Genomic DNA, 25,870 nt, shown 5'->3' with positions numbered 1-25,870 from the left:
TGGTGACCGGCGTCCCAGCGACGATTCTCTGACCGGCCGGAATGCCGGCGCCGCGTGCCCCCAGATGACGCTCGACGCCTTCAAATTCTTCATTTCGCTGCTGGCCCTGATCAACCCGCTGGGCGCGATCCCGCTGTTCATCAGTCTGACGTCCACGCAGACGCGCGAAGAGAAACGCCATACGATCAATGTGGCGGCTATCGCCGTGGCGCTTGTGGTGGCGGGCTCGGGATTGTTCGGCGAGCACATCATTCGCTTCTTCGGCATTTCGATTGCGTCGTTGGAAGTGGGCGGTGGGGTGATCATGCTGCTCATGGCAGTGAACATGATCAACGCGCAGACCGGCAACACGCGCGCGACCGCCGAAGAGCGGCACGAAGCGGAAGAGCGGCCGAACATTGCCGTGGTGCCGCTAGCCATTCCGCTGCTCACGGGGCCGGGCACGATCAGTACCGTGATCATTTACTCGGGCCGTGCCGCCGGGTGGGCGCAGATTCTGGCGCTCATGGCGATTGGCGTGGGGGTTGGGGCGGTGTGCTGGGTGGCGCTGCGCAGTGCCGGGCGGATCGAAGGCTGGCTGGGCCGCACAGGTATCAACATCGGCACGCGTCTGATGGGGTTGATCCTCTCGGCGCTGGCCGTGGAATTCATTATCGATGGTTTGAAAATACTGCTGCCGGGTTTGAGATGAATAAGATTGCGATTGTCGACTACGGAATGGGCAACCTGCGCTCGGTCTATCAGGCGTTGCGCGCTGCCGCGCCGGAAGCCGACGTGAGCATCAGCAGCGACGCCGCCGAGATTCGCGCTGCCGACCGCGTGGTGCTGCCGGGTCAGGGCGCCATGCGCGACTGCATGGGCTGCCTGAACGAGTCGGGCCTGCGTGAGGCGGTGGTCGAAGCGTCGGCCACCAAGCCGATGTTCGGCGTGTGCGTGGGCGAGCAGATGCTGTTCGACATTTCGGACGAGGGCAATACGCCTGCGCTGGGTCTGCTGCCGGGCCGCGTGATGCGCTTCGATCTGGAAGGCCAGTTGCAAGACGACGGCTCGCGCTTCAAGGTGCCGCAGATGGGTTGGAACCGCGTGCGTCAGGCGCAGGCTCACCCGATCTGGGCCGGTGTGCCCGACGACAGCTATTTTTACTTCGTGCACAGTTACTACGTGCTGCCAGCCAAGGCTGAACTGACGGTCGGCGAGACGGTGTACGGCGTGCCCTTTACCAGTGCAGTGGCGCGGGATAACATCTTCGCCACCCAGTTCCACCCGGAAAAGAGCGCTCAGGCAGGGCTTGCGCTTTACCGCAATTTTGCACAGTGGAAACCTTAATTCGCCTGATTGGGACCCGCGCGGCGCCTTGGTGCCCGGGCCTGTCGGCGCAGCCAGCTTATACTGTGTCATGTTGAATATTCCGATCCCGATGTACCGGCACCTTGCAGGTCAGGGATCGGTTTTATGTTGTCCGCGTTTTTCGCGAATTCCTTTTACTTCCCACTAGCGACGTTTCACGATTGCCTATGCTGCTCATCCCGGCCATCGACCTTAAAGACGGTCAATGTGTGCGCCTTAAACAAGGCGACATGGATCAAGCCACTGTTTTCTCGGAGGACCCCGCTGCTATGGCCCGACATTGGGTCGAGCAAGGTGCACGCCGCCTCCATCTGGTGGACTTGAACGGCGCATTTGTCGGCAAGCCGCGTAACGAGGCTGCCATCCGCTCCATCATTCAGGAAGTGGGCGCAGACATCCCCGTGCAGCTGGGCGGCGGTATTCGCGACCTCAACACCATCGAGCGCTATCTCGACGACGGCCTGTCGTACGTGATTATCGGCACGGCGGCGGTGAAGGACCCCGGCTTCCTGAAGGACGCGTGCAGCGCGTTCGGCGGGCACATCATCGTGGGCCTCGATGCCAAGGACGGCAAAGTTGCCACCGACGGGTGGAGCAAGCTGAGCGGTCACGAAGTCGTGGACCTCGCGCGCAAGTTCGAAGACTACGGCATCGAGTCGATCATCTACACCGATATCGGCCGTGACGGCATGCTGCAAGGCATCAACATCGAAGCGACCGTGCGCCTTGCGCAGGCCGTGACGGTGCCGGTGATCGCCAGCGGCGGTTTGTCGAACCTGGGCGATATCGACGCACTGTGTAACGTGCAGAACGAAGGCGTCGAAGGCGTCATCTGCGGCCGTGCGATCTACTCGGGCGACCTGAATTTCTCGGCGGCGCAAACGCGTGCCGACGAGCTTTCCGAAGGAGCGGCATAAGCGAGACTACGGCTGCGGCCGTCTCGCGTGCCTACATCATGGCTCTCGCTAAACGCATCATCCCGTGCCTGGACGTGACGGCCGGCCGCGTGGTCAAGGGCGTCAATTTCGTCGAACTGCGCGACGCGGGCGACCCCGTCGAAATCGCCCGTCGTTATGACGAGCAAGGCGCCGACGAGCTGACGTTTCTCGACATCACGGCGACCTCCGACGGGCGCGACCTGATTCTGCCGATCATCGAATCGGTGGCGGCGCAGGTCTTCATCCCGCTGACCGTGGGCGGCGGCGTGCGCGAAGTCGCCGACGTGCGTCGTTTGCTCAACGCCGGTGCAGACAAGGTCAGCATGAACTCGTCGGCGGTGGCGAATCCGCAACTGATCGCCGACGCGTCGGCCAAACACGGCGCGCAGTGCATCGTCGTGGCGATCGACGCCAAGCGTGTCTCGGCCGACGGCGAGCCGCTGCGCTGGGAAGTCTTCACGCATGGCGGGCGCAAGGCCACGGGGCTCGACGTGGTGGATTGGGCGAAGAAGATCGCAGCGCTCGGCGCGGGCGAGATTCTGCTCACCAGCATGGATCGCGACGGCACCAAGAGCGGCTTCGATCTGGCGCTCACGCGTGCCGTGTCCGACGCCGTGAGTATCCCCGTGATCGCCTCGGGCGGCGTGGGGTCGCTGGCCGATCTGGCCAACGGCGTGACCGAAGGCCATGCCGATGCCGTCCTCGCCGCCAGCATCTTCCACTACGGCGAGCACACGGTCGGTGAAGCCAAGCGCTTCATGGCCGACAAGGGCATTTCGGTGCGGCTCTGAACGGGAATCGACGGATCATGACGCAAGACTGGCTGGACAAGGTAAGTTGGGACGCGCAGGGCCTGGTGCCCGTGATCGCGCAGGAAGTCGGCAGCAACGACGTGCTGATGTTCGCGTGGATGAACCGTGAAGCGCTCGCGCGCACGGTTGAGACCGGCGAGGCCGTCTACTACTCGCGCTCGCGCAAACGCCTGTGGCACAAGGGCGAAGAATCGGGTCACGTGCAGAAAGTGCACGAGATTCGCCTCGATTGCGACGAAGACGTGGTGCTGCTCAAAGTCGAGCAGATCGACGGCATTGCGTGCCATACCGGCCGCCATTCCTGTTTCTTCCAGAAGTTCGAGGGCACCGTCGAGGATGGCCAGTGGGCCACCGTCGAGCCGGTGCTCAAAGACCCGCACAAGATCTATAAGTGAGTGCCATGAACGATACGCTCGCGCGTGTTGCCGAAGTGATCGCGTCGCGCCGCGGCGGCGATCCGGACAAGTCGTACGTCGCCCGTCTGTTCCACAAAGGCGATGACGCGATTTGCAAGAAGATCGGCGAAGAGGCCACCGAAGTGGTGCTCGCAGCGAAGGACATCCGCATCGGCGGGGCCGACAATCTGCGTCAGAAGTTGGTCAACGAGACCGCCGATCTGTGGTTTCACTGCATGGTGCTGCTTGCGCATCATGACCTGAGCCCGGACGAAGTGCTCGCCGAACTGGCACGCCGCGAGGGGCTCTCGGGGCTGACGGAAAAAGCGCAGCGCAGCACGCGCGGCGAACACGCCGACTGACAGAACAACGGCAACCGCCGGGGAGACCATCCATGAACGATCCGCAAATGCCCGGCACGCCCGGCACGACTGGCGCCTCGGGCAACAGCAATCCGTACGTCGTCAACCCGCCCACGTCCGAGCAGGAGCGCGCGCTGCGTAAGCTCACGCATGTGCTCTACGCGTTGTACGCACTGTTCTGGCTCACGGGCGGCGTGACCGCCATCGTGGCGATCATCATCAACTACATCAAGCGCGACGACGCCGTCGGCACGCTCTACGCCTCGCATTTCACGTGGCAGATCCGCACGTTCTGGTGGTCGGTGCTGTGGGGCGTGCTGGGTGTGGCGCTCGCGGTGGTGATGGTTGGCTTCGCGATTCTGTGGGTGCTCGGCATCTGGACGCTGTACCGCATCGTCAAGGGCTGGCTCTATCTGAACGACAACAAGCCGATGTACGCGGCGCGCGCCTGAGCCGGCTTTCGCCCACCCGCATCGAGGCATTGGAGAGGACGACATCAGCATGACGCAAGACAACTGTATCTTCTGCAAAATCGTCGCCGGGCAGATCCCGAGCACACAGGTGTACGCCGACGACGACGTGATTGTGTTCAAGGACATCAACCCGGCGGCCGATATGCATTTGCTCATGGTGCCGCGCAAGCACATCGCCACGTTGCAGGACTGTCAGCCTGAAGATCAGGCGCTGCTCGGCAAGATGCTGCTGCTGGCCCCGAAGCTGGCCGCCGAACAAGGTTATCGCTACGACGGCGACCCCGAGAACGTTGACGGTAACGGCTTCCGGGTGGTGGTGAACAACGGCCCGGGTGGCGGGCAAGAGGTTTATCATCTGCACATGCATATTCTGGCCGGACCGCGGCCGTGGAAGCGCATGTAAGCCAGAGGATGTGAAATGCGGGTGAAGTGCGAGTGAAGCGCGAGTTCAGCGAAAAATCACTGCAATTCACGGGCATACGATGCATCGACACCGCATCGGAAAAGGTTTCACGAAACATTTATTTCTACCCGGCGTCCGACGCGGTTACGATGCTGGACGTGACGCTCGATGTGCCACAATGGGGCACATCGCGTCGCACTCGGGGCAAATACAACGCATCGGGCGACATCGTCCGATAAGACCCCTCGCCGCACGGCGGCCGGGGCGAGTTACGCAAGGAGAGTGGTCATGGGTTCGTTGAGTATTTGGCACTGGCTGATCGTGCTGGTGATCGTGATGATGGTTTTCGGCACCAAGAAGCTGCGTAACATGGGCAGCGACCTCGGCGGTGCGGTCAAGGGCTTCAAGGACGGCATGAAGGAAGGCGAAACGCCGGCCGCCAAGGAAGACCCGACGACGGCCAAGGAACTGCGCGATTCGACGACCATCGACGTGCAGGCCAAGGACACGAGCAGCAACAAGCAAGGCTAAGTCGGCGTCGACATGATCGATCTCGGCCTTTCCAAACTGATGCTGATCGGCGTTGTGGCGCTGGTCGTGATCGGTCCTGAACGCCTGCCGAAGGTGGCCCGCACGGCAGGCGCGCTGTTTGGCCGCGCCCAGCGTTACATCAACGATGTGAAGGCCGAGGTGAGCCGCGAGATGGAGCTCGACGAACTTCGTAATATGCGAAGCCAGTTCGAGGACGCGGCACGCAGCGCCCAGAGCACCGTTCAGAAGCATCTGCATGAGCAGGAATCCTCGCTTAACGAAGCCTGGGCGAGCGCCACGGGCACGACGTCGAGCGAGATGGCCGGGGGTGGCACCGATGCCGCGACCGGGTATTCCGACAGCTACCTCGCCGAACCGGTCATTACGCCCGGTATTCGAGCGTCGACCAAGCGCCGCAACTGGCGCGTACGTCGGAATGCAACGCCGGTGTGGTTCAAGCAGGCGAGCGCCACGCGCACGAAAGTGCAATCGGGCGCAGCACGCGTCGCGCGTCATACGCCGGCCAAACTGCGCCGGCCGGTCAAGTTCTTCTGAGGCGCCTGCGCACCTTACTTCCCGCCACCTTGCGCCGTACTGGCCTCATTCCTGGATAAGTCGACGTGAGCGACGACAAGCAAACCCCTGACGGGGGCACCGAAGAGACATTCATCTCGCACCTGATCGAGCTGCGCAACCGCATCATTCGCGCGGGCGCTTCGGTGATCGTGGTGTTTCTCTCGCTCGTGTATTGGGCGCCGGACATCTTCCGCCTGCTCGCCCGTCCCCTCACGCAATCGCTGCCGGCCGACGGCAAGCTGATCGTGACGGACATCACCGGCTCGTTCTTCGTGCCGATGAAAGTCACGTTGATGGTCGCCTTCGTGATCGCATTGCCGATCGTGCTCTATCAGATCTGGGCGTTTATCGCCCCGGGGCTGTATCAGCACGAAAAGAAGCTGGTGATGCCGCTGGTGATCAGCAGCTACTCGCTGTTTCTGATCGGCATGGCGTTCGCGTATTTCCTCGTGTTCCCGACGGTGTTCCACTTCATCGCGCACTACAACGCGCCGCTTGGCGCGGAGATGAACACCGATATCGACAATTACCTAAGTTTTGTCTTAACGATGTTCATGGCGTTCGGGGTGACCTTCGAAGTGCCGGTGGTCGTCGTGGTGCTGGCGCGCATGGGCGTGGTGAGCCTCGCCAAGCTCAAGCAGATCCGTCCCTATGTCGTCGTTGGGGCGTTTGTGCTGGCGGCTGTCGTGACGCCGCCGGACATTCTGTCGCAGCTCATGCTTGCCGTGCCGCTCTGTATCCTTTACGAACTGGGGCTGATTGCTGTCCGACTGTTCGTTAAGCAAGGGCAGACGGAAGACGGGAAAGACGGCGAAGAAAGCGAGAAGACGGCGTCGTAAGCTGGCTTGCAGGGCGCCCTAGACGGGCTGGCATTCGGATGCACAAACAAAAACGGCTGCACTTTCGTGCAGCCGTTTTTTTATTGCGGTGTGCCTTTCGATCCGGTGCAGCCGGGAGCCACCCGGCGCCGAATCTGTTCTGACGTCAGTCAGCGCTGTTATCGTCGCTGTTGTCGTCCTCGTCTTGCGCAGGACGCTTGGGCGGCGGCGGCCGCTTGCCGATCGTGACCGTCAGATCAAGTTCTTTCTTCTTGCGCGTAACGTGAATCTTCGCCTGCGTACCCGGCTTGATCTGCGCGATGACGTTGAGCAGTTCAGTCGTGTCGCGGATCGATTCATCGTTGACCTTGGTCAGGATGTCGCCCGGTTGCACGCCAGCCTTGTCCGCCGGTCCGCCTTGCACGACACCGGCGATGATCACGCCCGAATCCTGCTGCAAACCGAACGATTCCGCGATATCGGACGTGATGTCCTGCGGCTCGACCCCGACCCAGCCGCGCGTGACCGTGCCGCTGGTGATGATGCTCTCAAGCACCGAGCGCGCCGTCGACACCGGAATGGCAAAACCGATCCCCATGTTGCCGCCACTGCGCGAATAGATCGCCGTGTTGATGCCGAGCAGATTGCCGTTCACGTCGACCAGCGCGCCGCCCGAGTTGCCGGGGTTGATGGCCGCATCCGTCTGGATGAAGTTCTCGAACGTGCTGATATCGAGGTGGTTACGGCCAAGCGCGCTGATGATACCCATCGTCACCGTCTGACCGACGCCGAACGGATTGCCGATGGCGAGGACCACGTCGCCGACGCGCACCTGATCCATGCGGCCGAGCGTGATGGCGGGCAGGTTGTCCAGCGTGATCTTGAGCACGGCCAGATCGGTCTCGGGGTCGCTGCCGACCAGCTTCGCGCGGGCTTTGCGGCCATCGGCGAGGGCGACTTCGATCTCGTCGGCGCCGTCCACCACGTGATGATTCGTGAGAATATAGCCCTCACTGCTGACGATCACGCCCGAGCCGAGGCTCGAGACCGGGTCTTGCCGCACCGTGCCGCCGCCGTCGCCGAAGAAGTAACGGAACAGCGGATCATCGAGGCGCGGGTCGCGATTCTGCTTTTGCTCCTTGCTGGAAAAAATGCTGACGACCGCGGGCATAGCCTTTTGCGCGCCATCGGCATAGGAGCCGGTCGCCGGCTTGTCGGACAGACTGGGGGCGACTTCTTGAAGGGCAATGATCGGATTTGCCAACTGTTTGCCGAACGAACCCTGGCGTTGCAGCCACTGCGGCTTGAGCGTGGCGATGATGAAGAGCAACGCAAGCAGCACGGTGACCGCTTGCGCGAACAGTAGCCAGAAGCGTCTGAGCATGAAAGAGCGAGACCTTATATGAATCGTGTTGAACTCGAATTGTATCTGAACGATACCCTGCAAATCGCGCAATTTCGCGATTACTGCCCGAACGGCCTACAGGTCGAAGGGCGTCCTGAAGTCCGTAAAATCGCCAGCGGCGTGACTGCCAGCCTGGCGTTTCTCGAAGCCGCCCGCGATTGGGGCGCCGATGCCGTCATCGTCCATCACGGTTACTTCTGGAAGAACGAAGATGCCCGTGTTGTCGGAATGAAACGCCGCCGTTTGGGGGTGTTGATTAACAACGACATCAACCTGTTCGCCTACCATCTGCCACTCGACGCGCACCCCGAACTGGGCAACAACGCGCAACTCGGCAAATTGTTAGGTTTCGCCGACGATGGCGGACGTTTCGGTCCCGATCAGCTCGGATGGCTCGGTACCCCTGCGCAACCCACGACCTTGGGGGCACTTGCCGCTCACGTGGCTGCGACATTAGGTCGCACGCCCCTCATGCTGGGCGATGCTGATCGTGATGTGCGTCGGGTCGCGTGGTGCACGGGCGGTGCACAAGGCTTCTTCGAAGCTGCCATCGCGGCGGGTGCGGACGTCTACATCAGCGGCGAAGTGTCCGAACCGACGACCCACCTCGCGGCGGAAAGCGGCGTTGGCTATCTGGCGGCGGGTCACCACGCGACGGAGCGTGGCGGGGCGAGGGCGGTGGGCGAGCACATCGCCGAACGCTTCGGCCTCGAACACAAGTTCTTCGACCTGTCGAACCCGGTCTGAGCCGAACCGCTGTCGGCCGTCACGCAAGGTGCACGGCCGACAGCGTGTTGCATCGGGCTTAGCCGTTCTGCTTCTTCAAGCTGTCGCGGATTTCACGCAGCAGAACGATGTCTTCCGGCGTCGCGGCCGGTGCTGCCGGGGCTTCCGGTGCAGGGCGCTTGAGGCGGTTGATCTGCTTGACCATCACGAAGATGATGAACGCCAGAATGATGAAGTTGATGGCCACGGTAATGAAGTTGCCGTAACCGAAGACGGCAACGCCGGCCTTGGTCAGATCGGCATACGACGTGGGGTTGCCCTTGAAGTCGGGCGGGATGGCGCCGAGCAGGATGAATTTGCTCGAGAAGTCGAGACCGCCGAAGATGGCACCGACGATCGGCATGATGAGGTCTTTGACGACCGAGTCGACGATCTTGCCGAACGCCGCGCCGATGATCACACCGACGGCCAGATCGACCACATTGCCTTTGACGGCAAATTCCTTGAATTCCGACATGAAGCTCATGCCATTCCTCCGCTGTTTTAATGAGGGCCGGGGGCGCGCACTGTAGCTGTCACCGGGATGAGACAGGGAAAATGATGACTAAATGTCGTGCACGCGTCAACGAAAGCGGCGATCATAGCGACTCTCGTGCAGCATCCCAGAAGCGAAACCCCGGGTGAGCATCAGCCGCCCGCAGGGTACGTTAATCCTTTGAAAATACGCGAAAACCACTAGGAGACTGGGGCGTTTTGCCGTTGTTTCAGGCATTTACGCTCGCGTATGATTTAAGGTTGACGGAAATACCAAATCAACCGTGTGGGGCTTGTGATGAGTGACAATCAAGAAAAGGCCGTCGACAGTAGCCGCCGGAATCTGCTGATTGCAACGTCCGTAGCTGGAGGCGTGGGCGGCGTTGCAACACTAGTTCCTTTCGTCAGTTCCCTGGAACCGTCTGAGCGCGCCAAGGCAGGCGGTGCGCCGGTCGAGGCCGATATCAGCAATCTCAAGCCCGGTGAAAAGATGACCGTGGCGTGGCGTGGTCTGCCGGTGTGGATCGTGCGCCGCACGCCGGCGGAAATGGATTCGCTGTCCAAAGTGACCGGCGAGCTTGCCGATCCGGAGTCCAAGGAGACGTTCTCCTATCCGATGCCCGACTATTGCAAGAACGCGTTCCGCGCGCGTGCCGAGCATAAGGATCTGCTCGTTGTCGTCGGCATCTGCACCCATCTGGGCTGCATTCCATCGGGCCCCTACGAAGCCAACAGCATCCCTGCGCTGGGGCACGATCCGGGCTTCCTGTGCCCGTGCCATGGTTCCACGTACGACATGTCGGGCCGCGTGTTCAAGAACAAGCCGGCACCGAAGAATCTCGACGTTCCTCGTTTCATGTTCGTGAACGACACCAAGATCGTGATCGGTAAAGACGAAAAAGGAGAAGCGTAACCATGGCCGCCGACAAACAGGTCGACACGACGGGCTTGCTGGGCTGGATCGATCGTCGGTTCCCACTGACACAGCTTTGGAAGGAACACGCTTCCGAGTACTACGCCCCTAAGAACTTCAATTTTTGGTATTTCTTCGGCTCGCTGGCCATGCTGGTGCTAGTGATTCAGATCGTCACCGGCATTTTCCTGGTGATGAACTACAAGCCGGATGCCAACCTTGCGTTTGCGTCGGTCGAGTACATCATGCGCGAGGTGCCATGGGGCTGGCTCATTCGCTACATGCACTCCACGGGCGCGTCGATGTTCTTCGTGGTGGTGTATCTGCACATGTTCCGCGGGCTGCTCTACGGTTCGTACCGTAAGCCGCGCGAGCTGGTGTGGGTGTTTGGCTGCCTGATCTTCTTGTGCCTGATGGCCGAGGCGTTCTTCGGGTATCTGCTGCCGTGGGGCCAGATGTCGTACTGGGGCGCACAGGTGATCGTGAACCTCTTCTCGGCAATTCCGTTCATCGGTCCGGACCTCTCGCTGTGGATTCGTGGCGATTATGTCGTCTCGGACGCGACGCTCAATCGCTTCTTCGCGTTCCACGTGATTGCGATTCCGCTGGTGCTGATCGGCTTGATCGTTGCGCACATCATTGCGCTGCACGAAGTGGGCTCGAACAACCCGGACGGCATCGAGATCAAGGACAAGAAGGACGCCAACGGTCGGCCGCTCGACGGCATTCCGTTCCATCCGTACTACACCGTGCACGACATCATGGGCGTGGGGGTGTTTCTGATGGTGTTCTCGGCGATCGTGTTCTTCGCGCCGACGATGGGGGGGTACTTCCTCGAAGCGAACAACTTCATCCCGTCCGACTCGCTCAAGACGCCGCCGCACATTGCACCGGTCTGGTACTTCACGCCGTTCTACTCGATGCTGCGTGCGACGACCGATGACTTCAAGCACATCTTGATGGCGCTGACCGTGATTGTGACGGCGGTGTGGTGGATCAAGGGGCGCGCCGCGGCGACCACGAAGGTGGCGGGTTCCGGCGGTGTGGTGCTGCTGTTGCTGGCGATGTTCCTGATCGAGGCGAAGTTCTGGGGCGTGGTGGTGATGGGCGGCGCGGTGGTGACGCTGTTCTTCCTGCCGTGGCTGGATCAGAGCCTGGTGAAGTCGATCCGGTACCGTCCGGGGTTTCACAAAGTGTTGTTGGGTATCCTCGTCGTCATCTTTGCAGTGCTGGGTTATCTGGGGATCCAGGAGCCGACGCCCGTGAAGACTGCGATCTCGCAAATTGGCGCGCTGTATTACTTCGGATTCTTCTGGCTGATGCCGATCTGGAGCAAACGCGGCACGTTCAAGCCGGTGCCGGAGCGCGTTACCTTTGCGGCGCATTGAGCGCACTCAAGTCGACTAGGGATATCAAGATGAAAAAACTGTTGCTCATCCTGGCGCTCCTCAGCGGTTTTGTGGCGCCGGCCATGGCGGAAGAGGGCGGACAGCTCGATTCGGCGCCCAATCGCGTGGACGATCTGGCGTCGCTGCAACGCGGGGCCAAACTGTTCGTGAATTACTGTTTGAACTGCCATTCGGCGGCATCGATGCGGTATTCGCGTCTCAAGGATCTGGGGTTGTCGGAGGCGGAGATCAAGAACAATCTGCTGTTCACGACCGACAAGATTGGCGAGACGATGACCGTGGCGATGCGCTCGGCGGACGCGAAGGACTGGTTTGGTTCGGCGCCGCCGGATTTGTCGGTGGAGGCGCGGGCGCGGGGGACGGACTGGCTGTATACGTACCTGCGCACGTTCTATCGTGACGATACGCGTCCGACGGGCTGGAACAACGTGGCGTTCCCGAATGTGGGCATGCCGAACCCGTTCTGGCAGTTGCAGGGACAGCGTGGAATCAAGCATGTGGAGGGCGCGGAACATGGCCCGGCACAGTTCGTGCAGATCACGCAGGGGACCATGAAACCGGTGGAATTCGATTCTGCCATGGCTGATCTGGTATCTTATCTGGATTGGATGTCGGAGCCGGCGCAGCGTACGCGTCGGCAGCTTGGCGTCTGGGTTTTGTTGTTCTTGGGACTCTTTACGGTGCTTGCCTGGCGCCTGAATGCGGCCTATTGGAAGGACGTGAAGTAAAATAACGTCTGTACGACGGGGCCAGGGTCAGGGAAGCGTCGGTTTCCCACCCCGGCCCCGTTGGTTTTTAAGGAAGACGCGCTATGATGGTTTTGTACTCGGGCACGACCTGCCCCTTCTCCCAGCGTTGCCGGCTGGTCCTGTTCGAAAAAGGCATGGATTTTGAGATCCGTGACGTCGATCTGTTCAACAAGCCGGAAGACATTGCGGTGATGAATCCGTACGGTCAGGTGCCGATTCTTGTCGAGCGCGATCTGATTCTGTACGAATCGAACATCATCAATGAGTACATTGACGAGCGTTTCCCGCATCCGCAGTTGATGCCGGCAGACCCGGTGCAGCGTGCGCGTGCGCGCCTGTTCCTGTTCAATTTCGAGAAAGAGCTGTTCGTGCATGTGAGCACGCTCGAGAACGAAAAGGGCCGTGCAGCGGACAAGAATCACGAGAAGGCTCGCCTGTCGATTCGCGATCGTCTGACGCAATTGGCACCGATCTTCTTGAAGAACAAGTACATGCTGGGCGAAGAGTTCTCGATGCTGGACGTGGCGATTGCGCCGCTGTTGTGGCGTCTGGATCACTACGGCATTGAGTTGTCGAAGAATGCTGCCCCGTTGATGAAGTATGCCGAGCGTATTTTCAGCCGTCCGGCGTACATTGAAGCACTGACGCCGTCCGAAAAGGTCATGCGTCGTTAAAACGTCGCCTATGCGTCGCCAATGTGTCGATTCCCCGCTGGCGCGGGCTGGCCTGCTGAAGTTGGCAGGCTGGCTGCCCGTGGGGAGCGCAATGTCTTATGCCTCCTGAAACGTCTACCAAGCCTTATTTACTGCGCGCGCTGTACGAGTGGTGTACCGATAACGGGTACACGCCGTATTTGGCCGTGCATGTCGATGCCAAGACCCGGGTACCGCGCGAGTTTGTGAAAGATGGCGAGATCGTGCTGAACATCAGCTTCGACGCCACGAGCGGACTCCAGATGGGCAACGACTGGATTGAATTTAGCGCCCGCTTTGGCGGCATCTCGCAGAAGGTTGAGGTGCAGGTGCCGAACGTGTTGGCGATTTACGCACGCGAGAATGGCCAGGGGATGGCATTCCCGGTGGATAAGCAGGCACAGGCGGAGGCGGGACCGGAGTTGGAATCGGTGCCGTCGTCGCCCGAGTCGGCAGAGGACGATCCGGAGCCGCCGCGTCCTGGCGGCAACGGGGCTGCGGGCGGTAATGCGCCGCGTGGCCACCTGAAGGTGGTGAAGTAATTCGCAGCGTGCGAACGGGTGGGGCGGTGCTTTCTGAGCGTTCCCCCAAACGGCCGAAGTTGTGAAGGATTTTGCACTGACAGGTAGTCGCAACGACCGATGAATCGGTTACAATGTGCGACTTCGCCGGCTTAGCTCATCTGGTAGAGCAGTTGATTTGTAATCATCAGGTGGCGGGTTCGAGTCCTGCAGCCGGCACCAAATAAAGCAAAGGGGTTACGTGATTTTCACGTAACCCCTTTTGCGTTTACACCGTCAATAGCCTGACGAGCAGCGGCGGCTCCATATCAAAAGCCCCGCCGCCTCTCACCCCATCACAAAAACTTCGTCGGCCAGATAATAGTCCGCCACATATGCGCCGACGCTGATCCGTCGAACCCGAGCCCTTCCTTCGGCTGTTTAAAATGCCGTCCGATGATGTCAATAAACGGATCCCAGCTCACTTCGGCGTTCGGGTCGAACGAATAGATGTCATTCAGCGTGATCAGTCGGCTAGTCATATACCACTTGTGATTCCGCGCGTACTCCCAGTCCGCCTTAACGTAGTCTTCCGGCTCATAATCCCCGCCAAAGTACCGGATATACGCTTCAGGATAGTCGTAGCCGACAAAAGCATCCGGAAAGAACCGCAGCGCCTGGTGATACCGAATCGCCCAACTGACTTCCTCATCGACATACGGCGCAATCAACTGCGCTCCCCAATAGCCGTGATCGGCGCGAATGAACCCTGACACGCTGATGTCGTGCAGCAGACAGGCCAGAATCGTCTTCTCGTCATGCCCAGCCTTCAGCGCGTGCGTAGCGCTTTGCAGCAGGTGATTCGCGGGTGCAAACCGATGACGGAAGAAATCAAGCAGCGTGGGGCGTTCCGGCATCTTTTGCAGACGCGGATCGTCACCCATTAGAAAGTGCCGCGGATCGGGTTTTCCGCCCGGCGGCGGCATGATCGGTGCTGTCGGATCGCGATCGCCCGAGGTGAAAATCACTGAGCGAACGATCTTGCAGTCGAGCTCCTCGATCATCCGATGTTCTAACGCATCGGCGCGTGCTGAAAGACTCATACCGGGGTGCCCCGGCGCATTCGTAGTGGACATATCCTCTCCTGAACGATTCGTACGCGCGCTCAGCGCTGCGGGGCGGTAGGGGCCGCAGGGGCCATCGGCGCCATCGGCGGCAAAACCGGCACACTCACCGCCCGCGTCTCGGTGTAATTCTTCAGCCCTTGCGCGCCGTACTCACGCCCGATACCCGACTCTTTCGTGCCACCGAACGGCACGTCGTATTCCACGCCGACGTGGTGATTAATCCACGCCGTGCCCACTTCGAGCCGTTGCGCAATCGCTCGCGCACGCGCAGGATCCGCACTCCAAACCGACCCGGACAGTCCGAAACGCGTGCTATTCGCGCGCCGCACCACATCATCCACATCGCTGAACCGAATCACTGGCAGCACCGGCCCGAACGGTTCCTCGTCCACCAGTCGCGTCCCCTCGGCGATATCCGCCACGATGGTCGGCGCAATGAAATACCCAGCGCGCGGCAACGCTTCGCCGCCACACAAAATACGTGCGTCCTGGCGTCGCGTGTCCTCGATGAGTTCCAGCACTCGCTCGTACTGCATGCGGTTCTGCACCGGTCCCATCAGCACACCCTCTTCGAAGCCTTCACCAACTTTCACCCGGCGTGCGATCTCCACCAACGCGTCACACAAAGCGTCATAAACCTTCTCATGAACATACAAACGCTTGATCGCCATGCAAATCTGACCGCTGTTCCCGAACGCAGCCCAGAACAGACGCGGCGCGAGTGCCTTCACATCGATGTCATCGAGCACGATCGCCGCATCGTTGCCGCCAAGCTCCAGCGTCACGCGCTTGAGCGTGCTGGCCGCACTCGCCATCACCCGCTTACCGGTCGCAACAGACCCAGTGAACGAAATCTTGTCGATGCCCGGATGCTCCGTCATCCAAGCGCCCAGATCATTCCCCCCGGCGACGACGTTCACCACACCGGGCGGGAAATGCTCGCGCGCGATCTCGCCAATAAGCAGCGTAGTGAGCGGTGTGTACGGCGACGGCTTGAGCACGATGGTGTTACCCGTGTAGAGCGACTGCGTGATCTTCGGCAACGCGAGCAACACGGGCACATTCCACGGCGTAATCGCGCCGACGACCCCAAGCGGGTGATATTGCAACTCGACGTGACCACGCTCGTTATCGCGCAACAACTCGGGTTTCAGATCGATCGCCAGCAGCCCTTCCAGATTGGCGAACGCACGATTGAGCTCATCCTGCGCCCGCGCAAACGGCTTGCCTTGCTCGCGAGTCAGCAACGTGGCGATTTCCTTGCTTCGCCCCTTGAGCGCCTCGGCAAATCCACGCAGCATGTCCCGCCGCTCGGCAGGCGTAGTCTCGCGCCACGTACCGAACGCACGACGCGCAGCCGCCACGGCACGATCCAGTTGATCGCGAGACGCATCCGGACACGCGGCAAACGGCGCGCCTGTCCCCGGATTGATGACATCGAACGAGGTGTCGCTCGGCTCGCCGCGACCGTCGATGGTATGAGTGAAACCGCTTTGCATGACGTCTCCTCCAGCGTCCTGTTCCGGACGCATTGATAGTGATAGGCGTTGCTACAGATCGAGCACCAGTCGGTCGCCCCGGCAGCCGGAGCAGCAGGTCATGACGGTGCGACCGCTGGCCCGTTCGTCTTGACTCAACACGAGGTCGCGATGCTCGGGTGTGCCTTCGAGTACACCGACTTCGCACGTCCCGCAAACGCCTTCGCGACAAGAATACGGGGCGTCCACACCGGCGTCGAGCAACGCATCGAGCATCGTTTTTCCCGGCTTGACCACGACAATCTTTCCGCTCTTGGCGAGCATCACTTCGTATTGCCCAGCGGAACCTTCGGGCGCGCCAACGCCCGCGAAATACTCCACATGTCCGTGGCAATCGGGGCGACGTGCCACCTCCGCCTCGAACGCCTTCAACATCGGCGACGGTCCGCAGCAATACAGATGCGTGCCAGCGGACACGTCATCGACAAGCCGCCCGAGGTCGAGCGACCCCTGTCCCGGCGCACGGTCGAAGTGCCACTCGACGCGCCCGTGTGCGAAAGCGCTGCGCTCCAGCCGCGCCGCGAACGCCGCAGTCTCCCGACTACGTGCGCAGTAATGCAGCGTCCAAGGGCGTTGCATGGCTTCAAGACGCGCGGCCATCGACAACAACGGCGTGACCCCGATCCCCCCAGCCACGAGCACGGTATGTCCGGTGCTCGCGGCGGTCTCGTCGAGCGGGAAGTGATTGCGCGGCGCACTGATCTTGAGCATCGCGCCTTCGTGCAGATGCTCGTGCACGAAAGCCGAGCCGCCACGGCTGGCCGGATCGTGGTTCACGCCAATGACATAGCGATGCCGCTCGCCCGGATCGTTGAGTAGCGAATAGCATCGCGATAATCCGTCGCGCAGGAACAACTCGATATGAGCGCCAGCCGTGAACGGCGGCAGCGCGCTGTCGCCAGACGCATGCAATTCAAAGACGGCAATAGCGGCCGTCTCCTGCTCGCGTCGCGCGACGTTAACGATTAGCGTGTCGGTGAAGTCGGACATGTTCATGGCGTCGCCCGCAGCCGGTTATGCCGCGACCTTGGCGGGCAGACGGAAGACGTGACGCGCGTTGTCCTCATAGATCTTGCGGCGGTCGTCTGCGCTCAGCCAGTCGAGCTTGTCGATGAGCGAGCGCACGTCGTCCATCGAGCGGCCCGTCGCCGGATTGACCGCCGAGCCGACGCCGGGGCATTCCGTGCCAAACAGGCAGCGATCGACCCCAACCGTTTTGATGAGCAGCGAAAGCGCCTCTTCGGTGTACAGCACGGTGTCGAAATACAAATTGCGCAGACGCTCCGAGAAGCGCTGACCGTTCGGGCGGCGCAGCGTCGGTGCGTCGAAGCGGCCAATCTGATAGGGCACAGCACCGCCACCATGGCTCACGACGATCTTCAGATTCGGGAAGTCCTTGAACACGTCGGAGTTCACCAGGCCGAACACGGCAATCGTCTCTTCATTGATGAAGTGCAACGAGTACGGCACGCGTTCCGAGCGCGATCCGGTGCCGTGAATGTGCGCGGGGACATCCAGCTCGCACAACTTTTCGTACAGCGGATACCAGTAACGATCACCCAGCGGCGGCGCTTCGGCGACACCGTTCTCGAACGGATCGGGGTTGAGCAGACACCCGGCAAAGCCCAGTTCGTTGATGCAACGCTCGAGCTCGGGCAGGGCCTGTTCGATGGGGTCGCCTGCCGTTTGCGGCAAACCGGCGACACCGGCGAACGTCTGCGGGAACAGTTGCGTCTGGCGATAGATGATGTTGTTGCATTCTTCGGTGAACCAGTGCACCAGCTTCGCGGGCTTCTCCGATTGCATCAACTGGAAAGGGCGCGGCGAGACCAGTTGCAGGTCGGTGCCGTGATCGCGAATGTAATCGAGATGCCCCTTCGGCCACGTCTCTGCGCGATTGGCGGCGGCGCGAATCTCGTCGTCGGAAACATTGATGCGCCCGCGGCCGTGCGAGCCACGGCTCGCCAGCAGGCTGGCCTTATAGGCCCACAGTTCGGTCGGTGCGCTTACGTGGGCATGGCAATCGATGATCATGCTGAACTCCGGTGTCAGGTTGGAACGGCGTTGCGATGGAAAAAGGAATTGCGCAATTCGTTTGTGCGGCGCGTCGTCAAGACGCCTGCCTAGGTGCCCCGCGCAGTAATGCGGCTGCGCCTTCGAGCACGGGTGTTTCCTGCGGCAGCAGCATCGACACGGGACGAACGTTATAGACCGCGCCGTCGGACGCACAGGCGGGCGCCTGCCCTTGTGCGAGATCGCGCGCCAGACCCAGCATCAACCGGCGAAAGCGCACGATGCCGCGATCGGACGCGCCCAGCCGCTCCTGCGACCGATCGACGATGGGCCCCATGCTTTCCTGCACGGCGGCGTCCTGATTCGGGATGCCCTCGATGCCGGTGAAGTTGGACGTGCGCTGTCGCGTCCGGTCGATGGCATAGTCGTTGCCCCGATGCAGCAACGGCTGGTAGCCGTCGTCGACGGGGCCCCAGAAGCCCTGACGTCCACCGCGAAACGCGACTTCCTCGTCGCGATACGCACGCGCAGGGCTTGCGCTGAACGACCACGTCCACGTGGTCTCGTCATCGATGGGCACCCAGGCGTGACCGTCATACGGCTCTTGGCTGGACTCCGCAAAATTGCCTACGGGCGGAATCATCGTGTAGCAGGGCAGCAGGAATTGCGTGACGCGCCAGTAGTACGTGCCGGGTTCGGCATGACGGCGTGCCGCGATCACGAGGCCATGCCCGGCGTCGCTGACTTCGAACACCGGATGACGGTCTGACGCGTGATAGCGATTGCTCGGCGCCCCTGCCACCGGTTCGGTGCGGCTGTGCAGGAACGAGATATGGCTCGAATCGATCCCGCCTTCGACGGCCTGCGCCCAATTGCACGATTGCAGGCGCTTGGTCGCCGTGTGCTGCCGCTCGGGCAGCCGCGACCATTCGAAGTCCGGCAACGCGGGCACCGACTCGCGCGGCCCCATGTACACCCACACCACACCGTTGCGCTCGGCCGTGAGATACGCCTTGATCCGCACGTTATGCGTTTGCGGATTCTCGTGCGGCTCGGAGGGCATCTCCACGCACTGTCCGTTCACATCGAACTTCCAGCCGTGATAAACGCAACGCAAGCCGCAGTCTTCGTTACGGCCGAAGAAGAGGCCGGCGCGGCGGTGAGCGCAGTACGCGTCCACGATGCCCACGCGTCCTTCGGTATCGCGAAACGCGACGAGGTCTTCGCACAACAAGCGCAAGCGCACGGGGGCGCCGTCACGCTCGGCGATCTCGTCGGAGAGCAGCGCGGGCAGCCAGAAGCGGCGGAACAGTTCGCCCATGGGCGTGCCGGGGCCAACGCGGGTGAGGGTTTCGTTGTCTTGCCTGGAAAGCATGCCTGCCTCCTTGCAGGTGGGGCCGACGCGTCACTCTCTGCGGAATGTGCGCGGCGGATGGCCTTAGTTGGCCGGGTGCCAGAGCACGAAGCCCATGGCATTGCCCGTGCCGGCCGCCGAGCGGTAGCACGGCACGTAGTCGACCAGTTGCATCGTCATCGCTTCGGCATTCGCCGCGGCAATGACCGGCAGCCAGTTCTTTACTTCCGACGTGCCCGATTGCAGCAACGTCTCGTCGATGCTGCGCAGATACGCGTTATCGCCGCGCGCCATCGCGTCGAGCAATGCCCGGTCGAAGGCTTCGTCGATGACGAAGTGGCTCAACCCACCGGATGCGATCAGCGCGACACGCACGTCGTCAGGCCACGCGCTCAGTGCGTCGTGCAGGGCCAACCCAAGGTCGACACAGCGCGTGGCGCGTGGCTGATTGGGCGGATAGAACGTGTTGAGCATGATCGGCACATGCGGTGGCACGCGGCCATGCATGAGCCGTTGATAGACGAAGCCGAAGGCGTGCGGCATGCCGGTCGGGCCGTCGTTGCCGCGCTGCGGGACTTCCGTCGAGAGCGTGATGTCGTGCCCATACTCGGTGAATGCCGTCGCGAGATGCCGCGCGAGCGGGGCATGCGCTGGGTACTCGGTGCGCGCCCCCGGCTTGATGGCCGCCGACGAGATCGAGATGCCTGGCGGCATCTTCGCCAGACGCGCTGCGCTCACCGGCTCGTCGAAAACGGACTCGCCGCCATAGAGCCACAACGCGGGCGTGATCGCGGGCCCGAAGACTTCGCGCTGATCGTTGCCGACGATCACGACGACGTCGGGCGCCGCATCATGCAAGGCCTGCGAAAGCACTTCAAGGGCGGCATTGCAGCGCGCCGCATGTGCCTCGCGTGCGGGGAGCGTGACCTGAGCTTCGAGGTCTTCGCTCGCACGCAGCGTCATCAGTTCCTCGAAGCTGTAGGTCTGGCCGCGAAACGGATGCGCTAACTCGGCCCGGTCGGCGCGTACGCGCAGATCCCAGTCGGCGGGTGGGGTGGAGAGCATCGGCCCATGGGACGTGCCCATGGCCAGCACGATCTTAGTCATGGCGCTCGTCCCGGATCGGATGAATCGGGTACGTCTGCCGACTCGACTCGTGCAATGAGTTGGTCTGACCCGCTTGATCGGCTTGCCCCGTCAAATCGGCATCGACCACATTGCCCTGCGCGTCGATACGCACGCCCATCGCGTCGTGGAACGCGCGCTTGATGGCTTCCGGCTGGCCAGCCTGAAATGCGTATTCCTTGAGGTGCTTGCCGATGATCGGATGCGCCTTGAGCTCGTCCCGCGTCAGCCCGTCGACGAACAGACGGCGCGCTGCAACCGGCAGTTCGATGCGTACGTTCTTGGCCTCATCGCGCACTAGCCCCTTCGGATCTCGGCCCTGTGCGACGGCGTCCAGTTCATCGAAGAAATGCCGACGCAACATCGCGATGCCTCGATCGCTAGCCCCGAGATTCTCCTGCGTCCGATCGGCAATACGTCCTTGCCCGACCCACGCAACGAAGTCCTGATTCATCACGTGGCTGGAGATCCACTGCCCAGTCGCTTCGTCTTTGACCGGGCCGTACCACGCTGGGATTTTCTCTTGCACATACGGCTCGCGCTCACGCGGCACGCGGTTGAAGGCCCAGGTGATCGACAGCGTGTTCTCGTCGTCGATGGGCACACGCCATTCGAAGTGATCGCCCAAACAGAAGACATTCGGCCACAACGCCAAACGCCCCACGGCCCACAGCGGATGCTTCTCGTCGGTGTCTTCGCGAACACGCTTGTAGATCAGGCCGTACTCGAATTCCTCGAAGCCGAGCTTGGTGTGCGTCGGGGAGTAGGGGCCGGTATCGCCGCGCAGCCGCACGCTCCAATTCGAATGCATCCACTCGAAATGCACGGGGTCGATGGAGTTTTCCTGGCACTGGAACCAGTTGCAGGGCACTTCGGAGATCACCACCTGACGGAAGCCGTTCGCCCACGTGAAGGGCTCCCACGTCGGCACGAGCGGTGCGGGCAGCGGCCCCATGTAGGCCCAGATCATGCCGGCCTTGACCTGCACCGGGTACGACTTGATCTTGATGCGGTCTTTGAGGCGGACCTGCGGGTTGGCAATGTCTTCATACGGCTGCTCGGTGCACTGACCCTTCTCGTCGTACAGCCAGCCGTGATAGTTGCAGCGCAGTCCGCACTTTTCCACGAAGCCGTAGGCCAGATCCGCGCGACGGTGCGGGCATTGACGATCCACCAGGCCGTAGTTGCCCGACAGGTCCTTGTAGAGCACGAGGTCTTCGCCGAACAGCCGGGCAGGCCGCACCGAAATCTCGTCGAACTCGCTCTCGGCGCCAATCGGATGCCAGTAACGCCGCAGCAAATCGCCCATCGGCGTGCCTGGCCCGACCTGCGTCAACAACTGGTTCTTTGCCTCGCTGAGCATGGATGTCTCCGTCCGTTTTTTTGTGGGATGCGCACCGCTTTCAACAGTGCATTTGCGCATACTGTATGCGTGTTTATTTGGCGTGTCAACGCCCTTTGTCGTGCGACTTGCTATCCCTTTACGGCCTTCCGTGCCCCTGCCATTTACCGGAGGTTTCGCGCAAACCCCCGAATTTAGGCGGTTTCGCCTATTGACGGGACACGCTTACAAACATACTGTATGCGCATTATACTTCGGCGCGTGTGCCGCTTGATCAGCGTCAATGACTCGCGGCGGGACGTGCCCTACGCTGCGACCACCATGTTCCGAACGTCCGATTTCCTACCCCGTTCATCGTCATCACCACCCATCGAATCGACCATGTCTGCTACCGACACACGCTTGCCGGTCACGCTTCTTACGGGCTTTCTCGGAAGCGGCAAGACCACCTTGTTGCGGGCATTGCTCGCGCACCCGGGCATGAGCGACACGGCGGTCATCGTCAATGAGTTCGGTGAAGTGGGGCTGGACCATCTGCTCGTCGAGACGCTCGACGCGCATACGGTGTTGCTGGAGAGCGGCTGCGTGTGCTGCGCCGTGCGCGACGATTTGAGCGAGACGTTACTGTCGCTGCATTCGCAGTTGGAAGCAGGCGACATCGTGCCGTTCTCGCGCATCGTGATCGAGACCAGCGGGCTGGCGGACCCCAGCGCTGTGGTGGCGACGTTGTTGCGTGACGCTGCGCTGTCGAAGCGATTCACGCTCGATGCGGTCATCGTCACGGTCGACGCCGTGCATGCGATGTCCCAACTTGCGCAGCAACCGGAAGCGCAGCGCCAGGTGCTGCTCGCCGACCGGCTGCTCATCACGAAGACGGATCTCGTCGGCAGTGACGGACTCGACGCGCTCGACGCACTTCGCGCAGCGCTCGCCCAGCGAAATCCCGCCGCGTCGCAGCATCTGTGCGAGCACGGCCGCATTGCACCGTCAGACGTGCTGGGCCTAGGCATGCACGTGGCAGACAACGTGGCGAATGCGACCTTGCGCTGGCACGATACGACGTCGCAGCGCTATCGATCCGTGTGCCATACCCATGGCGAGCAAGCGTGCGCCGACTGCGCGCCGCTCACCCTATTGCCCGGCAATGACGGACCTCACCGCGCAGACGTCGCCGCCCATTGCATCGCACTAGAGGCGCCCCTCGAATGGGACGTGCTCAGTAGTTGGCTCGGTGCCGTCGCATTTCATCACGGCGATGACTTACTTCGTTTGAAGGGGTTGGTCGATGTGCAGGGCGAAGACGGCCCCGTCGTCGTCCACGGCGTGCAGCATCGTCTACATCCGCCGGAGATCTTGGCGGCATGGCCCGTGCGCGCCGAGCCGACGAATACCGAACGACACTCACGCTTCGTCTTCATCATGCGCAACGTGCCGCGCGAAGCCTTGCTGGCGCATCTCGCCGAAGCGCAGCGCGTGCCGACATAGGCTATGCGCAATGTAGTATCTTGTTGCCGACAAAACGACCAGGAATCCCATGCCACGCGAAAAAGCAGAAACACCCGTCTGGAAACTCGGCCGCGCCGAATCGACCGCCATGCGCGTCGAACGTCAGATCAAGGAGGCATTGCTCGACGGGCACTTCGCCCCGGGTGATTTCCTCGGCTCAGAAAACGACCTCGCCACACAGTTCGGCGTGAGCCGTCTGCCGATTCGCGAAGCACTGGGCCGTCTGCAAGCGCTTGGCGTCGTCGATATCCGCACGGGTGCTGGCGGCGGCGCGCGCATTGCCCAGGGCAATCCGGCGCTCTTCTCGGAAGCACTCGCGATTCAGCTTAAGCTCGTGGGGATGTCGGCTGAGGAGATCTTCGACGCGCAGTTCACGATAGAAGTCGCCGTCGCCGGACTCGCCGCTCAGGCGGCCACGGCAGAGGACATCGAGGCGCTCGAATTGGCGCTGGAGAATGCGCAGGCGCTCGTGGGGACGCAGCACGAGTTCACTCAGGCGTCGATGGCGTTTCGTAACGCGGTGGCACATGCTTCGCACAACCACTTTCTCGAAGCGATGATGCAGGCGATCGTGCACGTGCTCTATCGCTCGCTGACGCCGTACACCACTGAGACGGTTGCCAAGGGCGTGATCAAACGCCATCGCGAACTGCTCAATGCCATTCGCGCGCGCAATGACGAGGCCGCACGTCAGGTTGTCTCGCAGAACCTCACGGTGCTGCGCGAGAAGTATCTGGCAGCACGCGACACTGCCGCCAAGGCCGCTGCCAAGCGCTAAAAAAAGAACCGCGTCCCCCGACGCGGTTCGCAAAACCGGCCCACCCCCAAGCGGGCCAGCACTGCCTGATATCGGGCGCGGCCTTCTTCAAAGATTGGCCGCTACCCGCTCGATTCAACGCCGCATCAGCGGTTCCATCCGTAGATATCCAACGACGCTTCACCGGCTTCGAGGCGGCGAATAATGTCCGCTTCCTTCGCCTCGCGCTCGTGACCCGCATTCACCACCGCGTCGAGCGATGCTTGCGGCAATACGACAACCCCATCGGCATCGCCCACGACCACGTCGCCCGGCGCAATGACGATGTCTTCGAAGCGCACCGGATAGCCGATCCACCCGCGTGCATCGAAGTCCTTTCCCGTGCCGCGAATGCACAGGCCGCGTGCAAAGACCGGGAAGCCGAAGCGCTCCAGAATCGCGCCGTCGCGCACACACCCGTCGATCACGAGTCCGCCGAGCTTGCGCGCGCGACCCATGGTCGACATCACTTCGCCCCAGTAGCCGGCGTCGTAATGCCCCGCGACGCGAACGACCAGCACATCGCCGGGACTGGCCAGCGCCAGCGCCCGATGCAGCCAGAGGTTGTCCGCCGGTGGTGCATCCACGGTCATTGCCGGGCCACATACGCGAAACGACGGCGCCATCGGCTTGATGGCGGCGGGCAGCGCACCCACCTTGCCCGCGGCCTCGTGAAGCGTGGCAACAGGCAGCGCTGCAACTCGCGCGAGCAATGCCGGATCGGGCCGTGTGAAATCGAGATTGACCGTCGGCAGACGGGCGAACGGATAGTGCGACTTGAGCGATGCTGCGTGCGAAGTGACGTCCATGTGCCGTCTCCTTAGCGTTGGCGCGTTTGCAACTGGTGATAGCCCAGATCCTTGCGGGCATCGTCCAGACGTTTGCCACCGCGCACCGCTTCGCGGATATGACGCTCTGCCGCGTCGATGGCCTCCGCCGCATCGAGCACGGCGGCCTCATGCACGCTCGGAATCACAATCACGCCGTCGGCATCGCCGCGCACGATGTCGCCGGGATTCACGCGCGCGTTACCGATGTTCACGGGCACGCCGACCGCTTCGACCTGCACGCGGTCCTTGCCGGTGCGCATCCAGTTGCCTCGGCTGAAGATCGGATAGCCGAGTTCGAGTGCGAGCGAGACGTCGCGGCAGATGCCGTCGATCACCGTGCCCGCGATGCCGCGCCGATGGGCGATCTCGGTGAGAATGTCGCCCCACACCGTGCAGTCTTCGCGTCCGCCGTTATCGAGCACGAGTACGGTGCCCGGCGCAATATCGTCGATGTAGTCGCCGACGGTGCCGGGCGGCGTGCTGGCCGGACCATATTGCAGGGTGTAGGCACGACCGGCCATGCGAAAACCACTGTCGCGCGCCTTGACCTGATGACATTGCCCGGCGATGCCGAGCCGATCGAGGGCATCGCTTAGCGTGGCCGTGTCGAGTGCCGCCGCACGTGCGACGTTAGTGTCTTGCGGTTGATTCATGAC

30 protein-coding genes and 1 tRNA gene are annotated in these 25,870 nt (G+C 61.9%); 20 read left to right on the top strand and 11 right to left on the bottom strand.

Annotated elements, in window-relative coordinates:
• Nucleotides 1-64: 64 nt before the first annotated feature.
• The 11 genes from PPN31114_RS25465 to tatC all read left to right on the top strand — a co-directional run bounded on the left by PPN31114_RS25465 (nucleotide 65) and on the right by tatC (nucleotide 6,676).
• The gene (locus tag PPN31114_RS25465) at nucleotides 65-691 is read left to right on the top strand and encodes a MarC family protein (protein WP_150682316.1); all 627 of its coding nucleotides are present in this window, start codon (nucleotides 65-67) and stop codon (nucleotides 689-691) included.
• A complete protein-coding gene (gene hisH, locus PPN31114_RS25460) occupies nucleotides 688-1,326 on the top strand; it encodes an imidazole glycerol phosphate synthase subunit HisH (protein ID WP_150682315.1) in 639 nt (212 codons plus the stop codon). Before PPN31114_RS25465 ends, hisH begins: the two co-directional genes overlap by 4 nt.
• Nucleotides 1,327-1,514: 188 nt before the next feature.
• Nucleotides 1,515-2,264: a 1-(5-phosphoribosyl)-5-[(5-phosphoribosylamino)methylideneamino]imidazole-4-carboxamide isomerase gene (gene hisA, locus PPN31114_RS25455; protein ID WP_150682314.1), complete on the top strand. Its 750-nt coding sequence runs from the start codon at nucleotides 1,515-1,517 to the stop codon at nucleotides 2,262-2,264.
• A 38-nt stretch (nucleotides 2,265-2,302) separates the two neighbouring features.
• Complete coding sequence (hisF, locus tag PPN31114_RS25450) at nucleotides 2,303-3,076, top strand: imidazole glycerol phosphate synthase subunit HisF (RefSeq protein ID WP_150682313.1); 774 nt, start codon at nucleotides 2,303-2,305, stop codon at nucleotides 3,074-3,076.
• A 17-nt stretch (nucleotides 3,077-3,093) separates the two neighbouring features.
• Nucleotides 3,094-3,492, top strand: a complete 399-nt coding sequence (gene hisI, locus PPN31114_RS25445) for a phosphoribosyl-AMP cyclohydrolase (RefSeq protein ID WP_150682312.1) — start codon at nucleotides 3,094-3,096, stop codon at nucleotides 3,490-3,492.
• A gap of 5 nt (nucleotides 3,493-3,497) precedes the next feature.
• Nucleotides 3,498-3,854, top strand: coding sequence for a phosphoribosyl-ATP diphosphatase (locus tag PPN31114_RS25440; protein ID WP_150682311.1), 357 nt, complete (start codon nucleotides 3,498-3,500; stop codon nucleotides 3,852-3,854).
• 47 nt (nucleotides 3,855-3,901) lie between these two features.
• Nucleotides 3,902-4,306: a DUF4870 family protein gene (locus PPN31114_RS25435; RefSeq protein WP_370865922.1), complete on the top strand. Its 405-nt coding sequence runs from the start codon at nucleotides 3,902-3,904 to the stop codon at nucleotides 4,304-4,306.
• A gap of 49 nt (nucleotides 4,307-4,355) precedes the next feature.
• Nucleotides 4,356-4,730, top strand: a complete 375-nt coding sequence (locus tag PPN31114_RS25430; RefSeq protein ID WP_150682310.1) for a histidine triad nucleotide-binding protein — start codon at nucleotides 4,356-4,358, stop codon at nucleotides 4,728-4,730.
• 288 nt (nucleotides 4,731-5,018) lie between these two features.
• Nucleotides 5,019-5,261 (top strand): Sec-independent protein translocase subunit TatA, encoded by a 243-nt coding sequence (gene tatA, locus PPN31114_RS25425; RefSeq protein ID WP_150682309.1) that lies wholly within the window; start codon nucleotides 5,019-5,021, stop codon nucleotides 5,259-5,261.
• 12 nt (nucleotides 5,262-5,273) lie between these two features.
• The gene (gene tatB / locus PPN31114_RS25420; protein ID WP_150682308.1) at nucleotides 5,274-5,816 is read left to right on the top strand and encodes a Sec-independent protein translocase protein TatB; all 543 of its coding nucleotides are present in this window, start codon (nucleotides 5,274-5,276) and stop codon (nucleotides 5,814-5,816) included.
• A gap of 65 nt (nucleotides 5,817-5,881) precedes the next feature.
• Nucleotides 5,882-6,676, top strand: a complete 795-nt coding sequence (tatC, locus tag PPN31114_RS25415; RefSeq protein WP_150682307.1) for a twin-arginine translocase subunit TatC — start codon at nucleotides 5,882-5,884, stop codon at nucleotides 6,674-6,676.
• Nucleotides 6,677-6,821: 145 nt separating this feature from the next.
• Here tatC and PPN31114_RS25410 read toward each other — a convergent pair whose 3' ends face one another.
• The gene (locus PPN31114_RS25410) at nucleotides 6,822-8,039 is read right to left on the bottom strand and encodes a Do family serine endopeptidase (protein WP_150682306.1); all 1,218 of its coding nucleotides are present in this window, start codon (nucleotides 8,037-8,039) and stop codon (nucleotides 6,822-6,824) included.
• 18 nt (nucleotides 8,040-8,057) lie between these two features.
• Between PPN31114_RS25410 and PPN31114_RS25405 the strand changes: the two genes are divergently transcribed.
• On the top strand, nucleotides 8,058-8,807 hold the full coding sequence (locus PPN31114_RS25405) for a Nif3-like dinuclear metal center hexameric protein (protein WP_150682305.1): 750 nt from the start codon (nucleotides 8,058-8,060) through the stop codon (nucleotides 8,805-8,807).
• Nucleotides 8,808-8,865: 58 nt separating this feature from the next.
• Here the strand turns inward: PPN31114_RS25405 and mscL are convergent, their stop codons facing one another.
• Nucleotides 8,866-9,312 (bottom strand): large conductance mechanosensitive channel protein MscL, encoded by a 447-nt coding sequence (gene mscL, locus PPN31114_RS25400; protein ID WP_150682304.1) that lies wholly within the window; start codon nucleotides 9,310-9,312, stop codon nucleotides 8,866-8,868.
• 306 nt (nucleotides 9,313-9,618) lie between these two features.
• Between mscL and petA the strand changes: the two genes are divergently transcribed.
• The 6 genes from petA (at nucleotide 9,619) to PPN31114_RS25370 (ending at nucleotide 13,826) form a co-directional block, all read left to right on the top strand.
• The gene (petA, locus tag PPN31114_RS25395; protein WP_150682382.1) at nucleotides 9,619-10,233 is read left to right on the top strand and encodes a ubiquinol-cytochrome c reductase iron-sulfur subunit; all 615 of its coding nucleotides are present in this window, start codon (nucleotides 9,619-9,621) and stop codon (nucleotides 10,231-10,233) included.
• 2 nt (nucleotides 10,234-10,235) lie between these two features.
• Nucleotides 10,236-11,621: a cytochrome b gene (locus PPN31114_RS25390; RefSeq protein ID WP_150682303.1), complete on the top strand. Its 1,386-nt coding sequence runs from the start codon at nucleotides 10,236-10,238 to the stop codon at nucleotides 11,619-11,621.
• Nucleotides 11,622-11,650: 29 nt separating this feature from the next.
• Nucleotides 11,651-12,370, top strand: coding sequence for a cytochrome c1 (locus tag PPN31114_RS25385; protein WP_150682302.1), 720 nt, complete (start codon nucleotides 11,651-11,653; stop codon nucleotides 12,368-12,370).
• A gap of 83 nt (nucleotides 12,371-12,453) precedes the next feature.
• Nucleotides 12,454-13,065 (top strand): glutathione S-transferase N-terminal domain-containing protein, encoded by a 612-nt coding sequence (locus PPN31114_RS25380; RefSeq protein ID WP_150682301.1) that lies wholly within the window; start codon nucleotides 12,454-12,456, stop codon nucleotides 13,063-13,065.
• A 98-nt stretch (nucleotides 13,066-13,163) separates the two neighbouring features.
• Nucleotides 13,164-13,625: a ClpXP protease specificity-enhancing factor gene (locus PPN31114_RS25375; protein ID WP_150682300.1), complete on the top strand. Its 462-nt coding sequence runs from the start codon at nucleotides 13,164-13,166 to the stop codon at nucleotides 13,623-13,625.
• Nucleotides 13,626-13,750: 125 nt separating this feature from the next.
• Nucleotides 13,751-13,826 (top strand) — tRNA-Thr (locus tag PPN31114_RS25370).
• A 113-nt stretch (nucleotides 13,827-13,939) separates the two neighbouring features.
• On the opposite strand, the gene PPN31114_RS25365 is transcribed toward PPN31114_RS25370, so the two are convergent.
• The 7 genes from PPN31114_RS25365 to PPN31114_RS25335 all read right to left on the bottom strand — a co-directional run bounded on the left by PPN31114_RS25365 (nucleotide 13,940) and on the right by PPN31114_RS25335 (nucleotide 22,103).
• Complete coding sequence (locus PPN31114_RS25365; RefSeq protein ID WP_217426991.1) at nucleotides 13,940-14,719, bottom strand: HD domain-containing protein; 780 nt, start codon at nucleotides 14,717-14,719, stop codon at nucleotides 13,940-13,942.
• 29 nt (nucleotides 14,720-14,748) lie between these two features.
• Nucleotides 14,749-16,209 (bottom strand): aldehyde dehydrogenase family protein, encoded by a 1,461-nt coding sequence (locus PPN31114_RS25360; protein ID WP_150682299.1) that lies wholly within the window; start codon nucleotides 16,207-16,209, stop codon nucleotides 14,749-14,751.
• Nucleotides 16,210-16,260: 51 nt separating this feature from the next.
• The gene (locus PPN31114_RS25355) at nucleotides 16,261-17,244 is read right to left on the bottom strand and encodes a PDR/VanB family oxidoreductase (protein WP_246182749.1); all 984 of its coding nucleotides are present in this window, start codon (nucleotides 17,242-17,244) and stop codon (nucleotides 16,261-16,263) included.
• Nucleotides 17,245-17,262: 18 nt separating this feature from the next.
• Complete coding sequence (locus PPN31114_RS25350; RefSeq protein WP_150682298.1) at nucleotides 17,263-18,282, bottom strand: amidohydrolase family protein; 1,020 nt, start codon at nucleotides 18,280-18,282, stop codon at nucleotides 17,263-17,265.
• A gap of 76 nt (nucleotides 18,283-18,358) precedes the next feature.
• Nucleotides 18,359-19,636, bottom strand: coding sequence for a Rieske 2Fe-2S domain-containing protein (locus PPN31114_RS25345; RefSeq protein WP_150682297.1), 1,278 nt, complete (start codon nucleotides 19,634-19,636; stop codon nucleotides 18,359-18,361).
• A 63-nt stretch (nucleotides 19,637-19,699) separates the two neighbouring features.
• A complete protein-coding gene (locus PPN31114_RS25340; RefSeq protein ID WP_150682296.1) occupies nucleotides 19,700-20,722 on the bottom strand; it encodes a DODA-type extradiol aromatic ring-opening family dioxygenase in 1,023 nt (340 codons plus the stop codon).
• Complete coding sequence (locus PPN31114_RS25335) at nucleotides 20,715-22,103, bottom strand: aromatic ring-hydroxylating oxygenase subunit alpha (protein WP_150682295.1); 1,389 nt, start codon at nucleotides 22,101-22,103, stop codon at nucleotides 20,715-20,717. The genes PPN31114_RS25340 and PPN31114_RS25335 overlap by 8 nt, the downstream gene beginning before the upstream one ends.
• Before the next feature lie 360 nt (nucleotides 22,104-22,463).
• Between PPN31114_RS25335 and PPN31114_RS25330 the strand changes: the two genes are divergently transcribed.
• Together PPN31114_RS25330 and PPN31114_RS25325 are read left to right on the top strand one after the other, a co-directional pair.
• Complete coding sequence (locus PPN31114_RS25330) at nucleotides 22,464-23,567, top strand: CobW family GTP-binding protein (RefSeq protein WP_174988482.1); 1,104 nt, start codon at nucleotides 22,464-22,466, stop codon at nucleotides 23,565-23,567.
• Nucleotides 23,568-23,616: 49 nt separating this feature from the next.
• Nucleotides 23,617-24,366, top strand: a complete 750-nt coding sequence (locus tag PPN31114_RS25325; RefSeq protein WP_150682293.1) for a FadR/GntR family transcriptional regulator — start codon at nucleotides 23,617-23,619, stop codon at nucleotides 24,364-24,366.
• 125 nt (nucleotides 24,367-24,491) lie between these two features.
• Here PPN31114_RS25325 and PPN31114_RS25320 read toward each other — a convergent pair whose 3' ends face one another.
• Nucleotides 24,492-25,193: an RraA family protein gene (locus tag PPN31114_RS25320; protein WP_150682292.1), complete on the bottom strand. Its 702-nt coding sequence runs from the start codon at nucleotides 25,191-25,193 to the stop codon at nucleotides 24,492-24,494.
• Between the two features lie 11 nt (nucleotides 25,194-25,204).
• A complete protein-coding gene (locus PPN31114_RS25315) occupies nucleotides 25,205-25,867 on the bottom strand; it encodes an RraA family protein (RefSeq protein ID WP_150682291.1) in 663 nt (220 codons plus the stop codon).
• Nucleotides 25,868-25,870 lie beyond the last annotated feature (3 nt).

It is taken from the genome of Pandoraea pneumonica, assembly GCF_902459645.1.
In the GTDB taxonomy this organism is placed as follows: domain Bacteria; phylum Pseudomonadota; class Gammaproteobacteria; order Burkholderiales; family Burkholderiaceae; genus Pandoraea; species Pandoraea pneumonica.
This window is presented reverse-complemented; position numbering and strand designations above follow the sequence as displayed.

Excerpts from the sequence above, each read along its gene's own strand:
- PPN31114_RS25465 (WP_150682316.1), top strand. The coding sequence starts at position 65 with ATGACGCTCGACGCCTTCAAATTCTTCATTTCGCTGCTGGCCCTGATC.
- hisH (WP_150682315.1), top strand. The coding sequence starts at position 688 with ATGAATAAGATTGCGATTGTCGACTACGGAATGGGCAACCTGCGCTCG.
- hisA (WP_150682314.1), top strand. The coding sequence starts at position 1,515 with ATGCTGCTCATCCCGGCCATCGACCTTAAAGACGGTCAATGTGTGCGC.
- hisF (WP_150682313.1), top strand. The coding sequence starts at position 2,303 with ATGGCTCTCGCTAAACGCATCATCCCGTGCCTGGACGTGACGGCCGGC.
- hisI (WP_150682312.1), top strand. The coding sequence starts at position 3,094 with ATGACGCAAGACTGGCTGGACAAGGTAAGTTGGGACGCGCAGGGCCTG.
- PPN31114_RS25440 (WP_150682311.1), top strand. The coding sequence starts at position 3,498 with ATGAACGATACGCTCGCGCGTGTTGCCGAAGTGATCGCGTCGCGCCGC.
- PPN31114_RS25435 (WP_370865922.1), top strand. The coding sequence starts at position 3,902 with ATGCCCGGCACGCCCGGCACGACTGGCGCCTCGGGCAACAGCAATCCG.
- PPN31114_RS25430 (WP_150682310.1), top strand. The coding sequence starts at position 4,356 with ATGACGCAAGACAACTGTATCTTCTGCAAAATCGTCGCCGGGCAGATC.
- tatA (WP_150682309.1), top strand. The coding sequence starts at position 5,019 with ATGGGTTCGTTGAGTATTTGGCACTGGCTGATCGTGCTGGTGATCGTG.
- tatB (WP_150682308.1), top strand. The coding sequence starts at position 5,274 with ATGATCGATCTCGGCCTTTCCAAACTGATGCTGATCGGCGTTGTGGCG.
- PPN31114_RS25410 (WP_150682306.1), bottom strand. The coding sequence starts at position 8,039 with ATGCTCAGACGCTTCTGGCTACTGTTCGCGCAAGCGGTCACCGTGCTG.
- PPN31114_RS25405 (WP_150682305.1), top strand. The coding sequence starts at position 8,058 with ATGAATCGTGTTGAACTCGAATTGTATCTGAACGATACCCTGCAAATC.
- mscL (WP_150682304.1), bottom strand. The coding sequence starts at position 9,312 with ATGAGCTTCATGTCGGAATTCAAGGAATTTGCCGTCAAAGGCAATGTG.
- petA (WP_150682382.1), top strand. The coding sequence starts at position 9,619 with ATGAGTGACAATCAAGAAAAGGCCGTCGACAGTAGCCGCCGGAATCTG.
- PPN31114_RS25390 (WP_150682303.1), top strand. The coding sequence starts at position 10,236 with ATGGCCGCCGACAAACAGGTCGACACGACGGGCTTGCTGGGCTGGATC.
- PPN31114_RS25385 (WP_150682302.1), top strand. The coding sequence starts at position 11,651 with ATGAAAAAACTGTTGCTCATCCTGGCGCTCCTCAGCGGTTTTGTGGCG.
- PPN31114_RS25380 (WP_150682301.1), top strand. The coding sequence starts at position 12,454 with ATGATGGTTTTGTACTCGGGCACGACCTGCCCCTTCTCCCAGCGTTGC.
- PPN31114_RS25375 (WP_150682300.1), top strand. The coding sequence starts at position 13,164 with ATGCCTCCTGAAACGTCTACCAAGCCTTATTTACTGCGCGCGCTGTAC.
- PPN31114_RS25365 (WP_217426991.1), bottom strand. The coding sequence starts at position 14,719 with ATGTCCACTACGAATGCGCCGGGGCACCCCGGTATGAGTCTTTCAGCA.
- PPN31114_RS25360 (WP_150682299.1), bottom strand. The coding sequence starts at position 16,209 with ATGCAAAGCGGTTTCACTCATACCATCGACGGTCGCGGCGAGCCGAGC.
- PPN31114_RS25355 (WP_246182749.1), bottom strand. The coding sequence starts at position 17,244 with ATGAACATGTCCGACTTCACCGACACGCTAATCGTTAACGTCGCGCGA.
- PPN31114_RS25350 (WP_150682298.1), bottom strand. The coding sequence starts at position 18,282 with ATGATCATCGATTGCCATGCCCACGTAAGCGCACCGACCGAACTGTGG.
- PPN31114_RS25345 (WP_150682297.1), bottom strand. The coding sequence starts at position 19,636 with ATGCTTTCCAGGCAAGACAACGAAACCCTCACCCGCGTTGGCCCCGGC.
- PPN31114_RS25340 (WP_150682296.1), bottom strand. The coding sequence starts at position 20,722 with ATGACTAAGATCGTGCTGGCCATGGGCACGTCCCATGGGCCGATGCTC.
- PPN31114_RS25335 (WP_150682295.1), bottom strand. The coding sequence starts at position 22,103 with ATGCTCAGCGAGGCAAAGAACCAGTTGTTGACGCAGGTCGGGCCAGGC.
- PPN31114_RS25330 (WP_174988482.1), top strand. The coding sequence starts at position 22,464 with ATGTCTGCTACCGACACACGCTTGCCGGTCACGCTTCTTACGGGCTTT.
- PPN31114_RS25325 (WP_150682293.1), top strand. The coding sequence starts at position 23,617 with ATGCCACGCGAAAAAGCAGAAACACCCGTCTGGAAACTCGGCCGCGCC.
- PPN31114_RS25320 (WP_150682292.1), bottom strand. The coding sequence starts at position 25,193 with ATGGACGTCACTTCGCACGCAGCATCGCTCAAGTCGCACTATCCGTTC.
- PPN31114_RS25315 (WP_150682291.1), bottom strand. The coding sequence starts at position 25,867 with ATGAATCAACCGCAAGACACTAACGTCGCACGTGCGGCGGCACTCGAC.